The following is an 18,965-nucleotide window of genomic DNA, read 5'->3' as shown; positions in this document are numbered from 1 at the left end:
GCTCAAACAACCTTTGCTCCCATATGTAACACCTGTTCCCACCTCCCCCGACGGCCATGCTGTCACTCTGCCTCCAACCACTTCACCGCAGCACCCCTAGCGCAAGGGCCGAGAAAAAAATCTGCTTTGGCACTGGAAACAGGCACGTTGATTGCTATTGTTAATATCGTATACGAAATCCTCAATACGTTACCCAACAGCACTTCACCCATCACGAGGCCTCTATGAAAAACCCCGCATTTGCCGTAGCCCTCAGCGCTGTGCTCAGTACCTCCTTTATTGCCACCGCCCAGGCCGACAAGCTCGACGACATCATCGGTTCGGGCAAGCTGCGCTGCGCCGTGACCCTGGACTTCCCGCCCATGGGTTTCCGCGATGAAGGTAACAACCCGGCGGGTTTCGACGTGGACTATTGCCACGACCTGGCGAAGATCCTCGGGGTCGAGGCTGAAGTGGTGGAAACGCCGTTCCCCGACCGTATTCCGGCACTGGTCTCGGGCCGTGCCGACGTGATCGTCGCCTCCACCTCCGACACCCTGGAGCGGGCCAAGACCGTTGGCCTCACCGTGCCTTACTTCGCCTTCCAGATGGTGGTGCTGACCCGCGATAACACCGGCATCAACAGCTTCGACGACATCAAGGGCAAACCCGTCGGCAACACCAGCGGCACCTATGAAGCCATCGCCCTGGAAAAAGACGTGAAGAGCTGGGGCAGCGGCAGCTTCCGTGCCTACCAGTCGCAGAACGACACCTTGCTGGCGGTCGCCCAGGGTCACATCGACGCCACCATCGTGACCAACACGGTCGCCGCCGCGACCATTAAATCGGGCAAGTACAAGAACCTGAAAATCGCCGGCAACGCACCTTACGTGATCGACTACGTGTCGCTGGGAGCCAAGCGTAACGAGTACGGCCTGCTCAACTACCTCAACCTGTTCGTCAACCAGCAGGTGCGCACCGGCCGCTACAAGGAGCTGTTCGTCAAATGGGTCGGCACCGAGATCCCGCCGACCAACCTGACCGTGCCTCAGGTCTACTACTAAGGTGTCCGGCATGCCTAGGCTCACTTCTCTGACCGGGCGCAGTCTGGTCCCGGGCGCCGCCGAGGGCGCCTTGCTGTTCGCCGATGTCGGCCTGAGTTTCTGGGGCGGGGTCGATCCGTACAGCGGTGAGGTCATTGACCGTCACCACCCCCTCAGCGGCCAATACCTGGCCGGTCGGGTGCTGGCCATTCCCAGCGGCCGCGGCTCCTGTACCGGCAGCAGCGTGCTGATGGAACTGATCAGCAACGGTCACGCGCCGGCAGCCCTGGTGCTGGCCGAACCGGACGAGATCCTGACCCTGGGCGTGCTCGTGGCGCAGACGATTTTCCAACGTTCCCTGCCGGTGCTGTGCATCGGCCAGGAGGCCTTCGCCACCCTGCGCGACATGGCGGTCGCGCGGGTCGAAGACAGCACCCTGAGCCTGTTCGAGCAACCGCCCGGCGATGCCTGGCGGGCACCCGACAACGCCCAACCAAAAGCCGACAACCCCAGCACCCTGCAACTCAGCGAACTGGATCAGGCACTGCTCGCTGGCCACCATGGCCAGGCCGCACAAGTGGCGATGCAGATCGTCCTGCGCATGGCCGAACTGCAGGGCGCACAACGCCTGGTGGATGTTACCCAGGCGCACATCGACGGCTGCATCTACACCGGCCCGGCCAGCCTGCGTTTTGCCGAACAACTGGTGCAGTGGGGCGCGAAAGTGCGCGTGCCCACCACCCTCAATTCCATCTCCGTGGACCAGCGCCGCTGGCGCGAACTGGGCATCGACCCGGCCCTCGGCGTACCGGCCAGTGCCCTGGGTGATGCCTACATGGCGATGGGCGCGCAACTGAGCTTCACCTGTGCGCCCTACCTGCTCGACAGCGCCCCCCAGGCTGGCGAGCAGATTGTCTGGGCCGAATCCAATGCCGTGGTCTACGCCAACAGCGTGCTCGGCGCGCGAACCCTCAAATACCCGGACTACCTGGACATCTGCATCGCCCTCACCGGCCGTGCGCCGCTGATCGGCTGCCACCTGGACGCCCAGCGCAAGGCCAGTCTGCGGGTGCAGGTACCCGAGCTGGCTGAGTTGGACGACGCGTTCTACCCGCTGCTCGGCTACCACATCGGTGCCCTGGCCGGCAGCCGCATTCCCCTGGTGCTGGGCCTGGAACAGCACCAGCCGAGCCTGGACGACCTCAAGGCCTTTGGCGCCGCGTTCGCCACCACATCGGCGGCACCGCTGTTCCATATCGCCGGGGTCACCCCCGAGGCGCTCGACCCGCGCCAGGTGCTGGAAGCCGATGCCCTGCTCCCGCAGGAAAGTATCCGCTTGCAAGACCTGCTGGTGAGCTGGCGTGAACTCAACAGCGCCCGCGAGAGCCGGGTCGATGTGGTGTCCCTGGGCAACCCGCACTTTTCCCTGAGTGAATTTGCTCACCTGGCGCGCTTGTGTCGCGGCCGGCACAAGCACCCCGAGGTGGTCGTGGCTATCACCTGCGGCCGTGCCGTGCTGGAGCAGGCACGGGCCGCCGGGCATATCGCGACGATCGAAGCCTTCGGCGCGACCCTGGTCACCGACACCTGCTGGTGCATGCTCGGTGAGCCGGTGATCCCGCTGGCGGCCACCACCTTGATGACCAACTCGGGCAAATACGCCCACTACGCACCCGGCCTGGTGGGGCGCAAGGTGCACTTCGCCAGCCTCAAGGAATGTGTCGACGCCGCCTGCACCGCCACGGCCAGCGGGCGCCTGCCGGCCTGGCTGCAACCTGCCGCCCGCTTGGAGAATCCTGCGCATGTTTGACTACAGCTTCCAATGGCGCTCGGCCCTGCGCGCCCTGCCGGACATGCTTGCCGGCGCCCTGGTGACCTTCGAGACCGCAGCCCTGTCGATGATTTTCGGGGTGCTGATCGCCCTGGCCCTGACAGTGATGCGCGAAACCCGCAATCCGCTGCTGCGCGGGATCGGCAACGGCTGGGTGTCAATCGCCCGCAACACCCCGTCGCTGTTCCAGATCTACATCCTGTACTTCGGCCTGGGTTCGCTCGGTTTGCATGTCAGTTCCTGGTTCGCCCTGCTCGCCGGGATCACCTTCAACAACGCCGGCTACCTGGCGGAAAACTTTCGCGGGGGCCTCAAGGCGGTGCCCGACACCCAGGTGCGCGCCGCACGTTCGCTGGGCATGAGTGCGTTCCAGGCCTATCGCCTGATCATCGTCCCGCAACTGCTGCGCATCGTCTTCTACCCGCTGACCAATCAGATGGTCTGGGCGGTACTGATGACCTCGCTGGGGGTGATCGTCGGACTGAACAACGACCTGACCGGGGTGACCCAGGACTACAACGTCAAGACGTTCCGCACCTTCGAGTACTTCGCCATTGCCGCGGTCCTGTACTACCTGATTGCCAAGGCGATCGTCGCGGTGGCCCGACTGTTGTCGTGGCGGCTGTTCCGTTACTGAGGAAGTGAGCATGTTTACCACCAGCTTCTCGATCAATGACCTGCTGTTCCTGCTCAACGGTGCCTGGGTCACCCTGCAACTGACGTTCTGGTCGATCATCCTCGGCTCCGTGGCCGGGCTGCTGTTCGGCTTGCTGCGCGCCCTGTTGCCACGGGCCAGCCTGCCCCTGGCCTGGGTGCTGGACGTGTTTCGCAGCGTGCCGTTGCTGATCCAGTTCGTGCTGTTCAATTCGCTGAAAAGCATCGTCGGCCTGAACATCAGCGCCTTCACTGTCGGCTGCATCGTACTGGGGGTGTACGCCGCCGCGTACTTCACCGAAATCGTCCGTAGCGGCGTGCTCTCGGTGCCCTACACCCTGCGCCGCGCCAGTCGCTCCCTGGGCCTGAGCTACCTGCAGGACCTGCGCTGGATCGTCCTGCCGATGGCCACCCGCGTGGCCTTCCCCGGCTGGCTGAACCTGGTCCTGAGCGTGATGAAAGACACCGCTCTGGTGATGTGGATCGGCATCGTCGAACTGCTGCGCGCCTCGCAAACCATCGTCACCCGCATCCAGGAACCGTTGTTGGTGCTGTGCGTCGCGGGTCTGATCTATTACGTCATGAGCCTGGTGGTTGCCCGCCTGGGCGCTCGTCTGGAAAGAAGGTGGCAAGAAAATGATTGAGATCGACAACGTACACAAATCCTTCGGCGACCTGGAAGTGGTCAAGGGCGTCAGCCTGACGGTGAACAAGGGCGAGGTGGTGTCGATCATCGGCGGCTCCGGCTCCGGCAAGTCGACCCTGCTGATGTGCATCAACGGCCTGGAACCGATCCAGAAAGGCAGCATCCGCGTCGACGGCATCGAGGTCCACGGCAACGGCACCGACCTCAACCGCCTGCGGCAGAAAATCGGCATCGTCTTCCAGCAATGGAACGCCTTCCCGCACTTGACGGTCCTGGAAAACGTGATGCTGGCGCCGCGTAAGGTGCTGGGCAAAAGCAAGGCCGAGGCCGAGGAACTGGCGGTCAGGCAACTGACTCACGTGGGCCTGGGCGACAAGCTCAAGACCTTCCCCGGCAAGCTGTCCGGCGGCCAGCAACAGCGCATGGCCATTGCCCGCGCCCTGGCGATGTCGCCGGACTACATGCTGTTCGACGAAGCCACCTCGGCCCTCGACCCGCAGTTGGTGGGCGAAGTCCTGGACACCATGCGCATGCTCGCCGAAGACGGCATGACCATGGTCCTGGTGACCCACGAAATCCGCTTCGCCCGGGACGTTTCCGACCGCGTGGCGTTCTTTCGCAACGGCCTGGTGCACGAGATCGGCTCGCCGGACCAGGTCATCGGCAACCCGCTGCACGCGGAGACAGCGGCGTTTCTCAAATCGGTGAAATGACCCCTGGCCTCATCGCGGGCAAGCCCGCTTCCACATCAACACCCGTGTGGGAGCGAGCCTGCTCGCGATGAGGCCCAAACAGACAACAACAGGAGGACAGCATGCGTTCATCAAAAGTCATCCACGTGGTCAGTTGCCACGCCGAAGGCGAGGTCGGCGATGTGATCGTCGGTGGTGTTGCGCCGCCACCCGGCGCCACGCTGTGGGAGCAGTCGCGCTGGATCGCCCAGGACCAGACCCTGCGCAACTTCGTACTCAACGAACCACGCGGCGGGGTGTTCCGCCACGTCAACCTGCTGGTGCCGGCCAAGGACCCGCGGGCGCAGATGGGTTGGATCATCATGGAGCCGGCCGACACCCCGCCGATGTCCGGGTCCAACTCTCTGTGCGTGGCCACCGTGCTGCTGGACAGCGGCATCCTGCCGATGACCGAACCCCAAACCCGGCTGGTGCTCGAAGCCCCCGGCGGCCTGATCGAAGCGGTCGCCGACTGCCGCGATGGCAAAGTACAACGAGTGGAGGTGAAGAACGTGCCCTCCTTCGCTGACCGCCTCGACGCCTGGATCGAAGTCGAAGGCCTGGGGTCGCTGCAGGTCGATACCGCCTACGGTGGCGACAGTTTTGTGATCGCCGATGCCCAGCGCCTGGGTTTCTCGATTCGCCCCGATGAGGCGGCGGACCTGGTGGCGGCCGGGCTGAAAATCACCCGCGCGGCCAACGAGCAACTGGGTTTCGTCCACCCGCTGAATCCTGAGTGGTCGCACATTTCCTTCTGCCAGTTGGCAGCCCCGATCGTGGTGGAGAACGGCATTGCCACTGGCGCCAATGCGGTGGTGATCCAACCCGGCAAGATCGACCGCTCGCCCACCGGCACCGGCTGCTCGGCGCGCATGGCGGTGTTACACGCCAAGGGCCTGATGCAAGTCGGCGAACGCTTTATCGGCCGCTCGATCCTCGGTTCCGAGTTCCACTGCCGCATCGATTCGCTGACCGAAGTCGCCGGCCGCGCCGCCATCTACCCGTGTATTTCCGGGCGGGCCTGGATCACCGGCACCCATCAACACCTGCTCGACCCCAGCGATCCATGGCCACAAGGCTATCGCTTGTCCGACACCTGGCCGGGCGCCTGAATCTGCCCGGACCAACGGCAGCAAAACCCCTGTTTATTTTGCAAAAAGCACTAGCCGAGTTTCAGCATTTAAAATATCGTATACGAAATACAATAAACAAACCGGAGGCAACAATGAGCAAGCGCATTAACTGGAGTGGCGTCTTCCCCGCGGTGACCACCCAATTCAACGATGACTTCTCGATCAACCTGGAAAAGACCCACCAGGTGATCTCCAACGTGATCCGTGATGGCGTATCCGGCCTGGTGGTCTGCGGTTCGGTCGGTGAAAACACCTCCCTGACCGCGGAAGAAAAAATCGCCGTGACCGAGGTCGCGGTCGACGCTTCCCGCGGTCGGGTCCCGGTGATCTGCGGCGTGGCCGAGTTCACCAGCGTGCAAGCGGCCAAGGTGGCCAACGCCGTACGCCGGGTCGGGGTCGATGGCGTGATGCTGATGCCGGCGCTGGTCTACGGCTCCAAGCCGTTCGAGACGGCCGAGCACTACCGCTACGTGGCGAAAAATGCCGACGTACCGCTGATGGTCTACAACAACCCGCCGATCTACAAAAACGACGTGACCCCGGACATCCTGATTTCCCTGGCCGACTGCGACAACGTGGTGTGCTTCAAGGATTCCTCCGGCGACACCCGGCGCTTCATCGACGTGCGCAATGAAGTCGGCGATCGCTTCGTGCTGTTCGCCGGCCTCGACGACGTGGTCCTGGAAAGCATCGCCGTGGGTGCCGAAGGCTGGGTCTCGGGTATGTCCAACGTGTTCCCCAAGGAAGGCGAGACCATCTTCCGCCTGGCCAAGGCCGGTCGTTTTGCCGAAGCCATGCCGATCTACGAGTGGCTGATGCCGATCCTGCACCTCGATGCCCGTGCCGACCTGGTGCAGTGCATCAAGCTGTGTGAAGCCATCGCCGGTCGCGGCAGCGCGCTGACCCGTCCGCCACGCCTGGCCCTGCCGGAAGCCGATCGGGTATTCGTCGAGCAGATCATGGCCAAGGCCCTGGCTAACCGTCCGGAGTTGCCGGACGTCGGCCTCTGAGTGAGTGCCGGGCGGACCTTCGCGGCCCCCGCCCGGCTGCCTGTTTTGCGCCCCTACAGGAAACGCCAGCATGTCCAACGCTCAACCCACTCCAAGCGCAACCACCCCCGCGGGACTCAAACGTGTCGTCGGCGCCGCCATGGCCGGTACCGTCGCCGAATGGTATGAATTCTTTCTCTACGGTACGGCTTCGGCACTGGTCTTCGGCCAGCTGTTCTTTCGCCAGACCGACAGCCCCATCGACGGCATCATCGCCGCCTTCGCCCTGTACGCCGTAGGCTTTCTCGCCCGTCCCCTGGGTGGCCTGGTGTTCGGTCACTACGGTGACAAATTCGGCCGCAAACGCCTGCTGCAACTGAGCCTGGTGGTGGTCGGCATCACCACCTTCCTGATGGGCTGCCTGCCCGGCTTCGACCAGATCGGTTATGCCGCACCCGTGTTGCTGGTGCTGTTGCGGCTGATCCAGGGGTTCGCCTTTGGCGGTGAATGGGGCGGCGCGATCCTGCTGGTCTCCGAGCACTGCCCGGACAACCGCCGTGGGTTCTGGGCCAGTTGGCCGCAAGCCGGGGTTCCGGCGGGCAACCTGGTGGCCACGGTCGCCCTGCTGCTGTTGTCGTCGAGCCTGTCGGAGGAGCAGTTCCTCGCCTGGGGCTGGCGCGTGGCGTTCTGGTTCTCGGCCGTGGTGGTTCTGATCGGCTACTGGATCCGCACCAGCGTCGACGATGCCCCGATCTTCAAGGAGGCCCAGGCTCGCCAGGCGCAGACCAAGCAGCAACAACTGGGGGTGGTGGAAGTCCTGCGCCATCACTGGCGTGCGGTGCTGGTGGGGATCGGCGCGCGGTTTGCCGAGAACATCCTCTACTACACGGTGGTGACCTTCTCCATCACCTACCTCAAGCTGGTGGTGCACAAGGACACCTCGCAAATCCTGTTCCTGATGTTCGGCGCCCACCTGCTGCATTTCTTCCTGATTCCGCTGATGGGCTACCTGTCGGATATCGTCGGACGCAAACCGGTGTACCTGACCGGGGCGGTGCTCACCGCGTTCTGGGGCTTCATCGGCTTCCCGTTGATGGACACCGGCAACAACTGGCTGATCATGGCGGCGATTACCCTGGGCCTGGCCATCGAGTCGATGACCTACGCGCCCTACTCAGCGTTGATGGCCGAGATGTTCCCGACCCATGTGCGCTACACCGCCCTGTCGCTGTGCTACCAGGTGGCGCCGATCTTCGCCGGCTCCCTGGCACCGCTGATTGCCATCACCCTGCTCAACAAGTACCACAGCTCGACACCGATCGCCTGGTACCTGGTTGGCGCCTCACTGATCTCCATCGTGGCCGTCGGCCTGACTCGTGAAACCCGGGGCAAGTCCTTGCACCTGGTGGATGCCGAATCCGCCGCACGGATCGCCGCCCTCGACCCGAGCGCCACCGACCCACGCCGCGCCGACTCACTGGCGTAACCCGACTGTCTGTAGGAGCAGGTGCCCGCTTGCGGGCGCCGCAAGCGGGCACCGCAAGCGGGCGCCGCCCCTACAAAGAAACAGCTGGGGCGTCCCAATTTTTCACAGGAGCTTTTTGATGTCCGACTTTCTCGGCCACAACTACATCGGCGGCGCCCGCAGCGCCGCTGGCAGCCAAACTTTGCGCAGTTACGACGCCAGCACCGGCGAGCCCCTGCCCTACGCTTTCAGCCAGGCCACGGAGGCTGAGGTGGACGCCGCCGCCCAGGCCGCCGCGAGTGCTTATCCGGCCTTTCGCGGCTTGACGGCCAGCCGCCGCGCCGAGTTCCTCGAGGCCATCGCCGAGCAACTGGAGGCGCTGGATGAGCAATTCGTCGCCCTGGTCAGCCGCGAGACCGCGCTGCCAACGGCGCGCATTCAGGGCGAGCGCGGACGCACCAGCGGCCAGATGCGCTTGTTCGCCCAGGTCCTGCGCCGTGGCGATTTCTACGGCGCGCGTATCGACCGCGCCCTGCCCGATCGCACGCCATTGCCCCGCGTGGACCTGCGTCAATACCGGATCGGCGTGGGTCCGGTGGCCGTGTTTGGCGCCAGCAATTTCCCCCTGGCCTTCTCCACTGCCGGTGGCGACACTGCCGCCGCCCTGGCCGCCGGTTGCCCGGTGGTGTTCAAGGCCCACAGCGGGCACATGGCGACGGCCGAACGAGTCGCCGATGCGATTATTCGCGCCGCCGAACAGACCGGGATGCCCAAGGGCGTGTTCAACATGATCTATGGCGCCGGGGTCGGTGAAGCCCTGGTCAAGCATCCGGCGATCCAGGCAGTCGGGTTTACTGGCTCCCTCAAAGGCGGTCGGGCCCTGTGCGACATGGCCGCCGCCCGCCCGCAACCGATCCCGGTGTTCGCCGAAATGAGCAGCATCAACCCGGTGCTGGTCTTGCCCGAAGCCCTGCGGCTACGGGGCGCAACAATCGCCAGTGAACTGCTGGCCTCGGTGGTGCAAGGCTGCGGGCAGTTCTGCACCAACCCGGGCCTGGTGATCGGGATGCGCTCGGACCAATTCAGCGCTTTCGTCGAACAACTCAGCGCATTGATGGCCGAGCAACCGGGGCAAACCATGCTCAATGCCGGCACGTTGGCGAGCTACACCCGGGGTGTCGAGGCATTGCACGCACATCCGCAGGTCAGCCACCTCGCCGGTCGCGAGCAACAGGGTCGCCAGGCCCAGCCACAGTTGTTCAAGGCCGACAGCCGTCTATTGCTCGAAGGTGACCCGCTGTTGCAGGAGGAAGTGTTCGGGCCGACCACGGTGCTGGTGGAAGTGGCCGACGCCGCAGAGCTACAGCGCGCGCTGCACGGCTTGCATGGACAGCTGACGGCCACGCTGATTGCCGAAGCCGCTGACTCGCAGGCCCATGGCGAGCTGTTGCCACTGCTGGAGCAGAAAGTTGGCCGGGTGCTGTTCAACGGCTACCCGACCGGGGTCGAGGTGTGTGACGCCATGGTCCACGGCGGCCCCTACCCAGCCACCTCCGACGCCCGCGGCACGTCGGTCGGCAGCCTGGCCATCGAGCGCTTCCTGCGCCCGGTGTGCTACCAGAACTGCCCCGACCACCTGCTGCCCGAGCCCCTGAAAGATGCCAACCCGCTGGGCATCAACCGTCTGGTTGACGGCAAACAGCAGCGCGAGGCCATCAGCCAGTAAGCGGCTTGCTCCTACAGGCCAGGAGTTGGGTGTGTGCGGAATCTGCAAGCACCCGCTCCGACAGGGCTATCCGCCCGTTCAGGCCAACAACGCTTTAAGGTCGTGGTACAGCGCCTCGGGGATCTGCACGCCTTCGACCAGGCTGCGGGCCCGCGCTTCATAGCGACGTTGCGACGGCAGGCGCGCGCCCTGGCCTTCGATACTCTGGAACAGGGTTTCGGCACGGGCCAGGTGGTGCTCGGTGGCGTCACCGAGGAAGCGCCGAGGATCGAGGGCGATGATCAGTTCGCCATGGTACGGCGAGGATTTGCTGCCTGCGTCGTAGGCCAGGGATTCGGCACTGGTCAGGTCACCGATCAACGGCCCGGCGATCAACTCCACCATGGCCGCCAGTGCCGAGCCCTTGTGCCCACCGAAGGTCAGCATCGCGCCGCTGTCGAGCACCACGTTGGCATCGGTACTCGGCCGCCCCTGCCCATCCACGCCCCAGCCTTCGGGAATCGCCTTGCCGGCCCGGCGGTGCAACTCAATATCGCCACGGGCGATCGCACTGGTGGCGAAGTCGAAGACAAACGGCTCCTGGCCGGCGCGCGGCCAACCGAAGGCAATCGGGTTGGTGCCGAACACCGGCTGACTGCCGCCGGCCGGTGCGACCCAGGCGTGGCTCGGGTTGCAGGCCAGCGCCACCAGGCCGGCCGCGGTGAGTTGCTCGATCTCCACCCACAACGCGGAAAAATGCACACAGCGATTGATCGCCAGGGCAGCAATCCCGTTGGCCCGGGTTTTCGCCGCCAGCAACGGCAACCCAGCCTGGAACGCCAGTTGGGAGAAACCGCCGGCCGCGTCGACCCGCACGATCGAGGGCGCCTGGTCGATCACCTGGGGTTCGGCATCGGCCGAGACCTTGCCAGCGCGCAGTGAATTCACGCAGCCCAGAATCCGGTACAAGCCATGGGAGGCGCAGCCATCACGCTCGCCGGCGATCACCGTGTTGCTCACTGCCTGGGCGTGGGCGGAGTTAAAACCGTTGTGCAGCAGGATCGATTCGGCCAGCTCGCGGGCTTCGGCCAGGGACAGTCGGATCATAGTCAGCTCCTTGAACAGACCGTCCAGACTCGCCCATTCCAGAGCCCCCGGCTTGATCGCTTTAGGCCCGGGCGATGACGATTTCGGCATAGCCTGGCGCAGTCGGTCAGCCGATCAGATCAATCAACTGCTCACGCTGCGCCCCGGTCAGCATCGAGCCAAACCCGGCACCGGCGTTTTCGCTCATCAAGCGTGGGTGGCGGGTGCCAGGAATCACGCACGTCACCGCGCAATGGGACAACACAAACTTCAGCGCCAGTTGCGCCCAACTGCTGACCTGCACCTGTGCCGCCCAACCCGGCAGCGGCTTGCCTTTGAGCCTGGTCAGCAAGTCACCGCCGCCAAACGGCCGGTTGCAGATCACCGCCACCCCACGCTCGCGGCACAACGGCAACAGGCGCTTCTCGGCGGCACGGTCATCGAGGGCGTAGTTGATCTGCAGGAAGTCCAGCGTCTCGGCCTTGAGCAGTGCCTCCACCTCGTCATAGGCGCTGGCGGTGTAATGGCTGACGCCGATGTAGCGAATCCGTCCGGCCGCCTTCCACTCTCGCAGCGTCGGCAGATGGCTCTGCCAGTCCAGCAGGTTGTGGATCTGCATCAGGTCGATGCGATCGGTCTGCAGCAAGCGCAAGGACTGCTCCATCTGCCGGATGCCCTCCTCGCGACCTCGGGTCCACACCTTGGTCGCCAGGAACGCCGGCGAGCGCGGCTCGTGGATCGACAGCAACTCACCGCTGGTCTGTTCGGCCCGACCGTACATCGGCGAGCTGTCGAGCAGCGTGCCGCCCTTGGCAAACAACGCACCGAGCACCGCCGGCAACTGTTGGTAGGACGCCGTTCCGGGTACGGCATCAAAACCGCGATAGGTGCCCAACCCGACGATGGGCAAGGGTTCGGAGCTGGAAGGAATGGCGCGGGTCAGCATGTTCATGCCTCCTGGTCCGATCGATGTACTAACGTTAGACGAATGTCGCGCATCCTGGTGTCCATCGTGGTTATCGCTGCAGCGCTGTACCTGGCGCTCTGTGCGGGACTGTGGGTGTTCCAGCGCGCGCTGATCTACTTCCCGCAGCCAGGTTCCGCTGACAGTGCGACGACACAGATGAGGCTGGTGGTGGATGAGGCCCAGGTGCTGGTCAGCGTCCGCCCGCGCGACGGGCCCCAGGCCTTGATCTACTTCGGTGGCAATGCCGAGGATGTCTCGGCGAACCTGCCGCAGTTTGCCCAGGCCTTTGCCGACCATGCCCTGTACCTGATGCACTACCGGGGTTTTGGCGGCAGCAGCGGCTCACCTTCGGAAGAAGCGATTGCCGCGGATGCGCTGGCACTGTTTGATCAGGTCTACGCCGACCACCGACAGGTTGTCGTGATCGGTCGCAGCCTCGGCTCCGGGGTCGCGGTGCGTCTGGCCAGCCAGCGACCGGTGGCACGGCTGATCCTCATCACGCCCTACAACAGCCTGGAGGAACTGGCCGCGCGTCAGTTGCCAATCTTCCCGGTGCGCTGGCTGCTGCGCGACCGCTACGACGCCTGGAAGTACGCCCGGCGTATTCAGGTGCCAACCTTGCTGCTCGCCGCCGAGCACGATGAAGTCATCCCCCGCGCCAGCACCGAACGCCTGCTACAGCAATTCGCCCCTGGCGTGGCAAGGCTTGAGGTCATACCTGGCACGGGACACAACTCCATCGCCGCCAGCCCCAGGTACCTGCCGCTGCTGCGCAAAGGGATGTGACGGCTGCGTCAACGGCCGCAGGACGATCATTCAACTTGGCAACACTGGACTCAGCAACACCCGCGTCACCCGCCGCTCTTCGACCTCGACCACGGTCAGGTTCCAACCCTGGCAGGTCAGTGTGTCGCCAATCACCGGCAGACGGTCCAGCAGGCTCATGACCAGCCCCGCGAGGGTCTGGTAGTCATCCGTGGCCTTGGCCTGGAAGCCGATCTGCTGGCGAATCTGGCTCAGGTTCAGCGCCCCGCTGACCAGAAACCCATTGCCCTGGGCCACGATGTTCGGGCCTTCGATTTCGCTGGCGTCCGGCAACTCGCCGGCGATCGACTCAAGAATGTCAGTCATGGTCAGCAAGCCGATGAAGTCACCGAACTCGTTCACCACAAAGGCAATGTGCGTCGACTCCTTGCGCATCTGTTCCAGCGCATTGAGGATCGAGAAGTTCTCCAGCAGGTTGATCGACGTGCGGGCCATGGCTTCCAGGTTGGGTTGATGGCCGGCAAGCAATTCCTTGAGCAGCTCTTTCTTGTGGACGAAGCCCAGCGGCTCATCGATGCGGCCCTCGCGGATCAACGGCAACCGCGAGTACGAGGAGTGCATCAGCGTGGTCCGGATGGTCTCGGCCGAATCGGCCAGGTCAATGTAATCGACCTCGGCGCGCGGCGTCATGGCGCTGCGGATCGGCCGCTCGGCCAATTGCAGGACGCCGCTGATCATCACCCGCTCGCGACGATCGAAGACCTGATCGGCCTCAGTACCGTCGAGCATGTCGGCAATTTCCTCGCCCACTTCATCGGCGTGCAAGGTGCGCCCGCCCAGCAGACGCAACACCGCATGGGCGGTCCGCTCGCGCATTGGCCGGTGCCCTTGCAGGCTCTTCTTGCGTCGCGCCCGCGCCAGTTGGTTGAACAGCTCGATCAGGATCGAGAAGCCAATGGCCGCGTAGAGGTAGCCTTTGGGAATGTGGAAACCCAGGCCCTCGGCGGTCAGGCTGAAGCCGATCATCATCAAAAAGCCCAGGCAGAGCATGATCACGGTCGGGTGGCTGTTGACGAAGCGGGTCAGCGGCTTGCTCGCGATGATCATCAGGCCAATGGAGAACACCACGGCAATCATCATCACCGACAAGTGTTCGACCATGCCCACCGCGGTAATGACCGCGTCCAGGGAGAACACCGCATCAAGCACCACGATTTGCGCCACGATCGGCCAGAACCTGGCATAGGCGGACGTCCCGGTGTGGGTGGCAACGTGGCCTTCGAGGCGCTCGTGCAACTCCATGGTCGCCTTGAACAACAGGAACACACCACCGAACAACATGATCAGGTCGCGGCCCGAGAACACCTTGTCGAACACCTCGATCAAGGGCTCGGTGAGGGTCACCATCCACGAGATGCTGGCCAGCAGGCCCAGGCGCATCAGCAATGCCAGCGACAGGCCGATGACCCGGGCGCGGTCACGCTGCTCGGGCGGCAATTTGTCGGCCAGGATGGCAATGAACACCAGGTTGTCGATGCCGAGCACCAGCTCCAGCACAATCAGGGTCAACAGGCCAAGCCAGGCCGTGGGATCTGCAATCCATTCCATAGGGATTATTTGCTCTCTCGAATCAGCTTGAACGATTGACGCGCACGCGGGTGCGACGCCCTGCAACGCACAATGGGGGCGGTTTTGTTCGGCGTAAAGGGTGCTGCACAACAGGCGACGAAGGTGCCTGGGCGGTTCAACGCAACCGTGATGGGCGCGATAGGCCTACGGGCGTTGACGGAGGGAAAGCAAACGGCAAGGTGAGCAAAGCGACTGGGAGGCTCCAGGAGGGTGTTCATACGGACCTGTAGAAAATTGGGTCCGCAATCCTACAGTGCGGCAGGATTTTTCTGCCGCTTAGAGTTATTACAAGATTTGACACGATCGTGCGGTGATTACACCGGGGAGATGGTGGCAAGGGCGCCGATCATGATCGTCAGCAGCAGGAATCCACCGAGAAACATCGCCATCTTGAACATCGGGCCTCCAAAAATAGGTTCAGGGTTGCGGCCCTATTGTGGCGCCCGGGCTGTATCGAAAACAGCGTCAGGTACAGATGAAAAATACGGATCAGATGCCACTTTACTGCCGGGTAGCGGGCGAGCTCGTCGAGGCGCTCGCCCTGATGAACATCAGTCGGGATCGCCTGAATGCCGACGCTTGCCCTGCGCGAGATGGCATATCAGCAGCGCCAGAACGATCAATCCGGCGGCAACCGCGAAGCACACATGCATCCCCCGGGCCAACGCGGGCGCAGACGCAGTTGACACATCCGCCGCCGTGGCGAAGGCAAACAACGCCCCCAGGCACGCTGTCCCGCTGATCAGCCCCAGGTTGCGTGACAGGCTCAGCAGGCCCGCCACCACACCCCGTTGCTGCGGGTCGATGGCGGCCATGATCGAGGTATTGTTGGCCGCCTGGAACAGCCCATAACTGGCGGTCAGCAACAGCATCGGCATGAGGTAGCCGGGCACCCCGCTGGCGCTCGGCAACAGTGCCAGCAACGTGGCGCCAAGCGCCATGCCCAGCAGCCCGGCCTGGGCCATGCGGCGCGTGCCGAAACGGTCGACCAGGCGCCCGGCCGGAACCCCGCTGAGGGCCGCGGCGGCGGGCCCCGCCGCCAGCACCAGCCCCACTGCCAGGGCATCGAGTCCCAGGCCGCGAGCCAGGTAGAAAGGCCCGACCACCAGCGTCGACATGATCACCGTCGACACCAGCAGGCTCATGGCCAGGCCTGCGCTCAGTTGCCGATCACCCAGCAGTGGCAGGCGGACCAAGGGTACCGCCGCTCGCCCCTGGCGCCAGACAAACAGCCCGGCGCCGACGGCTGCCAGCAGCAACAGCGCGCCCTGGCCCTGGGTCATGGCCAACGCATAGGCGCCCAGGGTCAACACCAGCAGCAGGCTCCCCGGCAGATCGAAACGGCGCTGTTCGCCCCGGGTGAGCGGTCCATCCGGCGGCAGGTAGCGCCAGGCCAACCCGCCATTGAGCAGACCCAGAGGCACGCTGACCAGGAAGATTGCCTGCCAGCCGAGGGCGACCAGCAACACCCCACCCAGCGCCGGTCCCAGTGTCGTGCCGATCGCCGAGAGGCTGCCCAGCAGGCCCATGGTGCTGCCCAACCGGGCCTTGGGCACGGTCTCGCCCACCAGGGCCAGGGTCAGGGCCAGCATGATCGCCGCGCCCAGCCCCTGCAGCGCCCGGGCGGCAATCAGCCAGCCAAGGCTGGGCGCCAGGCCGCAGAGCAATGAGGCCAGGGTAAACAAGGTGATGCCACACAGCAGCAGGCGTCGCCGTCCCAGGAGGTCACCGAGGCGACCGGCACTGACCAGCAAGGTGGTGATGCTCAACAGGTAAGCCAGGACAATCCACTGCACCTGGGCAAAAGAGGCCTCGAACGTGCGGGCCAGGGCCGGCAGGCCAGCATTGGCGATACTGGTATCGAGTGACGGCAACAGCATCGACAGTGACAGGCTGGCCAGTGCCCAGCGGCTCGACGGGGCCAGGGGCGGCGCTTGTGTGGCGGTTGTTGTGGGGAGTGTGTTCATGGATAAGGCCTCGCGCTCGGTGATGGATAAAAGCCTATGCCTGAGCGTGATGAGGCGGAAGACGCAGCATTTGCACTTTATAGCTGCAGCAAACGCCATCTCATGTGGACGGCGTGCTACCGTTGGCCAATGTCGACGCCCGATCTGAACCTGCTGATTACCCTGGACGCCCTGCTCGCCGAAGGCAGTGTGGCGCGCGCGGCCCAGCGTTTGCACCTGAGCCCCTCGGCGATGAGCCGGGCCTTGGCACGCTTGCGTACCACCACCGGCGACCCGTTGCTGGTGCGGGCCGGACGCTGCCTGGTGCCGACGCCACGGGCCATCGAACTGCGCGACCAGGTGCGCCAACTGGTGCAGGATGCCACCGCCGTGCTGCGTCCCGTCGAACAGCTGGACCTGGGGCATCTGGTACGCACTTTCACGCTGCGCACCAGCGACGGATTTGTCGAGAACTTCGGCCCGGCATTGATCCAGCGCCTGGCTGCAGAGGCGCCCGGCGTGCGCGTGTATTTCCTGCAAAAGCTCAGCAAGGACAGCACGCCCCTGCGCGAGGGTAGCGTCGACCTGGACACGGGCGTGGTCGAGCCTGGAACCAGCCCGCAATTGCACACTCGCCTGTTGTTCGAGGATCGTTTTGTCGGCGTGGTCCGCCACGGCCATCCCTTGAGCCAGGGTCAAATCACCGTAGCCCGCTACATGGCTGGGCAACACGTGCTGGTTTCCCGCCGTGGCCTGGACACCGGGTTGCTGGATCAAACCTTCAACAGCCAGGGCCTGCAGCGCAACATCGCGACCCTGGTCAGTGGGTTCGCCGCCGCGTTGGCGTTGACCCGCGACTCGCAACTGATCGCCACGGTGCCCGAGCGCCACACCCGGCACTTGCGCAGTGACCTGTTCAGCTTCACCTTGCCCCTGCCCACTCCGGCCATCGGCCTGTCACTGATCTGGCACCCACGAATGGACGCCGACCCGGCGCATCGCTGGCTGCGCGGCTGCATACGCGAGGTGTGTACCCAGGTGCTTGGCCAACCCGACACGTTGAGCAAGATCGTTCAAGCCTGACGCCGGCAACCCTTCTATGATTTTCGCCATCAACGTACTCAAGGACGGTGGCAGACCATGGCAACGCAAAAACTCTTCTGGCAAGACCCTTACCGAACCGAGCTGCAAACCCAGGTCACTGCGGTCGAGGGGGACGCGGTGCGTCTGGCACAAACGGTGTTCTTTGCCTTTTCCGGTGGTCAGGAGAGTGACAGCGGAACCCTCGCGGGCCTGACGGTGCTGGCGGCGGAAAAACACGGCCTGGACATTGTCTACACCCTGCCCGCCGGGCATGGCCTGCAGGTGGGCAGCGAAGTCGAGCTGCGCATTGACTGGGCACGGCGGTATCGCCTGATGCGCCTGCATTTTGCCGCGGAAATGGTGCTGCAACTGGTCTACCAGCTTGAACCGGACATCGCCCGCCTCGGTGCCCACATCTCGGCGGACAAGGCGCGAATCGACTTTGCCCGCGAGACCAGCATCGCCACCCTGTTCCCGCAGATCGAGCCCCAGGTCGTTGCCTTGTTGAAGGCCGACCTGCCCATCATCACCGCCTTCAGCGATGAGGCCGCGCAGCGCCGCTACTGGCAGGTCGAGGGGTTTGCGACCATGGCCTGCGGTGGCACTCACCCGCGCTCCACCGGAGAAATCGGCGCCCTCAAGCTCAAACGCAAGAACACCGGCAAAGGCAAGGAGCGCATCGAAATCACGTTGCTCTAGACACCCTGGCCTAGATGAACACCCCGCTCCAGGCCGACACCAGCAGCAACACCGCCAACCCACGATTCATCCGCACAAACGCCCGCGGCGAACGCAGTACCCGGGCGCTGCCCACGCCCAACAACGCCCACAGGGTCATGCACGGCAGGCAGGTCAACAGGAACAGCAATGACAACAGCAACATCCGCGACGCCTGTTCACCGTCGCCGGCAAACACACTCGCCACCGCCACCGCCATCATCCAGACTTTGGGGTTGATCACCTGCAGGGCCACGGCACCGAGCACGCCCATACCGGCGTCGCGCGTGTCGGGCGAATCCAGGGACGGCGGCGTACTGCGAAAGATCTGCCAGGCCAACCCGCTCAGCCACAGCGCCCCGGCCCAGACCATCACCTGTTGTAAACGCGGGAACCGCCCCAGCGTCTCACCCAACCCGAGCCCGACGATCAACACCACCAGTGCCGCTGCGACACAGGCGCCGAAAATAATCGGCAGGGTGGCAACCAACCCACGTCGGGAACCATGACTCAGCACCAGGATATTGAGCGGCCCCGGGGTGATCGAGGCCACGAAGGAAAACAACAGAAAAGGCAGAAACGACAGCATGGCAGGG

16 protein-coding genes and 1 pseudogene are annotated in these 18,965 nt (G+C 64.3%); 12 read left to right on the top strand and 5 right to left on the bottom strand.

All coding sequences use genetic code 11. From position 1 onward, the window contains the following. The first annotated feature begins 224 nt into the window (after positions 1-224). From H7995_RS14300 to H7995_RS14260, 9 genes are all read left to right on the top strand, one after another. A complete protein-coding gene (locus tag H7995_RS14300; protein ID WP_166591824.1) occupies positions 225-1,043 on the top strand; it encodes an ABC transporter substrate-binding protein in 819 nt (272 codons plus the stop codon). Positions 1,044-1,053: 10 nt separating this feature from the next. Further along, positions 1,054-2,832 (top strand): cis-3-hydroxy-L-proline dehydratase, encoded by a 1,779-nt coding sequence (lhpI, locus tag H7995_RS14295; protein ID WP_166591823.1) that lies wholly within the window; start codon positions 1,054-1,056, stop codon positions 2,830-2,832. Continuing rightward, positions 2,825-3,490 (top strand): amino acid ABC transporter permease, encoded by a 666-nt coding sequence (locus tag H7995_RS14290; protein ID WP_166591822.1) that lies wholly within the window; start codon positions 2,825-2,827, stop codon positions 3,488-3,490. The genes lhpI and H7995_RS14290 overlap by 8 nt, the downstream gene beginning before the upstream one ends. 10 nt (positions 3,491-3,500) lie before the next feature. Beyond that, a complete protein-coding gene (locus H7995_RS14285; protein ID WP_166591821.1) occupies positions 3,501-4,151 on the top strand; it encodes an amino acid ABC transporter permease in 651 nt (216 codons plus the stop codon). Further along, a complete protein-coding gene (locus H7995_RS14280; protein WP_166591820.1) occupies positions 4,144-4,866 on the top strand; it encodes an amino acid ABC transporter ATP-binding protein in 723 nt (240 codons plus the stop codon). Before H7995_RS14285 ends, H7995_RS14280 begins: the two co-directional genes overlap by 8 nt. Positions 4,867-4,967: 101 nt before the next feature. After that, the gene (locus tag H7995_RS14275; protein ID WP_166591819.1) at positions 4,968-5,996 is read left to right on the top strand and encodes a trans-3-hydroxy-L-proline dehydratase; all 1,029 of its coding nucleotides are present in this window, start codon (positions 4,968-4,970) and stop codon (positions 5,994-5,996) included. A gap of 113 nt (positions 5,997-6,109) precedes the next feature. Beyond that, positions 6,110-7,027, top strand: coding sequence for a dihydrodipicolinate synthase family protein (locus H7995_RS14270; protein ID WP_007903713.1), 918 nt, complete (start codon positions 6,110-6,112; stop codon positions 7,025-7,027). Positions 7,028-7,097: 70 nt separating this feature from the next. Then, positions 7,098-8,492, top strand: coding sequence for a fosfomycin efflux MFS transporter AbaF (gene abaF, locus H7995_RS14265; protein ID WP_166591818.1), 1,395 nt, complete (start codon positions 7,098-7,100; stop codon positions 8,490-8,492). A gap of 118 nt (positions 8,493-8,610) precedes the next feature. Then, the gene (locus H7995_RS14260) at positions 8,611-10,197 is read left to right on the top strand and encodes an aldehyde dehydrogenase (NADP(+)) (RefSeq protein ID WP_185818517.1); all 1,587 of its coding nucleotides are present in this window, start codon (positions 8,611-8,613) and stop codon (positions 10,195-10,197) included. Positions 10,198-10,275: 78 nt separating this feature from the next. On the opposite strand, the gene H7995_RS14255 is transcribed toward H7995_RS14260, so the two are convergent. Beyond that, positions 10,276-11,283 carry an Ldh family oxidoreductase gene (locus H7995_RS14255; protein ID WP_166591816.1) on the bottom strand — a complete coding sequence of 336 codons (1,008 nt, stop codon included), beginning with the start codon at positions 11,281-11,283 and terminating at the stop codon, positions 10,276-10,278. Positions 11,284-11,389: 106 nt separating this feature from the next. Beyond that, positions 11,390-12,220, bottom strand: a pseudogene (locus H7995_RS14250) (aldo/keto reductase); the annotation flags it as partial. Between the two features lie 30 nt (positions 12,221-12,250). On the opposite strand from H7995_RS14250, the gene H7995_RS14245 reads away from it, so the two are divergent. Continuing rightward, complete coding sequence (locus tag H7995_RS14245; protein ID WP_182340658.1) at positions 12,251-13,015, top strand: alpha/beta hydrolase; 765 nt, start codon at positions 12,251-12,253, stop codon at positions 13,013-13,015. 30 nt (positions 13,016-13,045) lie between these two features. Here H7995_RS14245 and H7995_RS14240 read toward each other — a convergent pair whose 3' ends face one another. Further along, entirely contained in the window at positions 13,046-14,602 is a 1,557-nt protein-coding gene (locus tag H7995_RS14240) for a TerC family protein (RefSeq protein ID WP_166591813.1), read from the bottom strand. A gap of 572 nt (positions 14,603-15,174) precedes the next feature. Beyond that, positions 15,175-16,590, bottom strand: coding sequence for an MFS transporter (locus H7995_RS14235; RefSeq protein ID WP_206684595.1), 1,416 nt, complete (start codon positions 16,588-16,590; stop codon positions 15,175-15,177). A gap of 129 nt (positions 16,591-16,719) precedes the next feature. On the opposite strand from H7995_RS14235, the gene H7995_RS14230 reads away from it, so the two are divergent. Together H7995_RS14230 and H7995_RS14225 are read left to right on the top strand one after the other, a co-directional pair. Then, complete coding sequence (locus H7995_RS14230; RefSeq protein ID WP_166591811.1) at positions 16,720-17,652, top strand: LysR family transcriptional regulator; 933 nt, start codon at positions 16,720-16,722, stop codon at positions 17,650-17,652. Positions 17,653-17,709: 57 nt separating this feature from the next. Continuing rightward, positions 17,710-18,351 carry an alanyl-tRNA editing protein gene (locus H7995_RS14225; RefSeq protein WP_166591810.1) on the top strand — a complete coding sequence of 214 codons (642 nt, stop codon included), beginning with the start codon at positions 17,710-17,712 and terminating at the stop codon, positions 18,349-18,351. A 10-nt stretch (positions 18,352-18,361) separates the two neighbouring features. On the opposite strand, the gene H7995_RS14220 is transcribed toward H7995_RS14225, so the two are convergent. Further along, positions 18,362-18,958 carry a LysE family translocator gene (locus H7995_RS14220; protein WP_166591809.1) on the bottom strand — a complete coding sequence of 199 codons (597 nt, stop codon included), beginning with the start codon at positions 18,956-18,958 and terminating at the stop codon, positions 18,362-18,364. Between the last annotated feature and the right edge of the window lie 7 nt (positions 18,959-18,965).

Origin of the sequence: Pseudomonas kielensis, from assembly GCF_014236655.1 — a bacterium.
Classification (GTDB): Bacteria; Pseudomonadota; Gammaproteobacteria; order Pseudomonadales; family Pseudomonadaceae; genus Aquipseudomonas; species Aquipseudomonas kielensis.
This window is presented reverse-complemented; position numbering and strand designations above follow the sequence as displayed.

What these genes read in the sequence shown, in the direction of transcription:
- H7995_RS14290 (WP_166591822.1), top strand. Translation starts at nt 2,825, where the DNA reads ATGTTTGACTACAGCTTCCAATGGCGCTCGGCCCTGCGCGCCCTGCCG.
- H7995_RS14275 (WP_166591819.1), top strand. Translation starts at nt 4,968, where the DNA reads ATGCGTTCATCAAAAGTCATCCACGTGGTCAGTTGCCACGCCGAAGGC.
- H7995_RS14255 (WP_166591816.1), bottom strand. Translation starts at nt 11,283, where the DNA reads ATGATCCGACTGTCCCTGGCCGAAGCCCGCGAGCTGGCCGAATCGATC.
- H7995_RS14235 (WP_206684595.1), bottom strand. Translation starts at nt 16,590, where the DNA reads ATGAACACACTCCCCACAACAACCGCCACACAAGCGCCGCCCCTGGCC.
- H7995_RS14220 (WP_166591809.1), bottom strand. Translation starts at nt 18,958, where the DNA reads ATGCTGTCGTTTCTGCCTTTTCTGTTGTTTTCCTTCGTGGCCTCGATC.
- H7995_RS14300 (WP_166591824.1), top strand. Translation starts at nt 225, where the DNA reads ATGAAAAACCCCGCATTTGCCGTAGCCCTCAGCGCTGTGCTCAGTACC.
- H7995_RS14230 (WP_166591811.1), top strand. Translation starts at nt 16,720, where the DNA reads ATGTCGACGCCCGATCTGAACCTGCTGATTACCCTGGACGCCCTGCTC.
- H7995_RS14260 (WP_185818517.1), top strand. Translation starts at nt 8,611, where the DNA reads ATGTCCGACTTTCTCGGCCACAACTACATCGGCGGCGCCCGCAGCGCC.
- H7995_RS14280 (WP_166591820.1), top strand. Translation starts at nt 4,144, where the DNA reads ATGATTGAGATCGACAACGTACACAAATCCTTCGGCGACCTGGAAGTG.
- H7995_RS14285 (WP_166591821.1), top strand. Translation starts at nt 3,501, where the DNA reads ATGTTTACCACCAGCTTCTCGATCAATGACCTGCTGTTCCTGCTCAAC.
- H7995_RS14245 (WP_182340658.1), top strand. Translation starts at nt 12,251, where the DNA reads ATGTCGCGCATCCTGGTGTCCATCGTGGTTATCGCTGCAGCGCTGTAC.
- H7995_RS14240 (WP_166591813.1), bottom strand. Translation starts at nt 14,602, where the DNA reads ATGGAATGGATTGCAGATCCCACGGCCTGGCTTGGCCTGTTGACCCTG.
- abaF (WP_166591818.1), top strand. Translation starts at nt 7,098, where the DNA reads ATGTCCAACGCTCAACCCACTCCAAGCGCAACCACCCCCGCGGGACTC.
- H7995_RS14225 (WP_166591810.1), top strand. Translation starts at nt 17,710, where the DNA reads ATGGCAACGCAAAAACTCTTCTGGCAAGACCCTTACCGAACCGAGCTG.
- H7995_RS14270 (WP_007903713.1), top strand. Translation starts at nt 6,110, where the DNA reads ATGAGCAAGCGCATTAACTGGAGTGGCGTCTTCCCCGCGGTGACCACC.
- lhpI (WP_166591823.1), top strand. Translation starts at nt 1,054, where the DNA reads ATGCCTAGGCTCACTTCTCTGACCGGGCGCAGTCTGGTCCCGGGCGCC.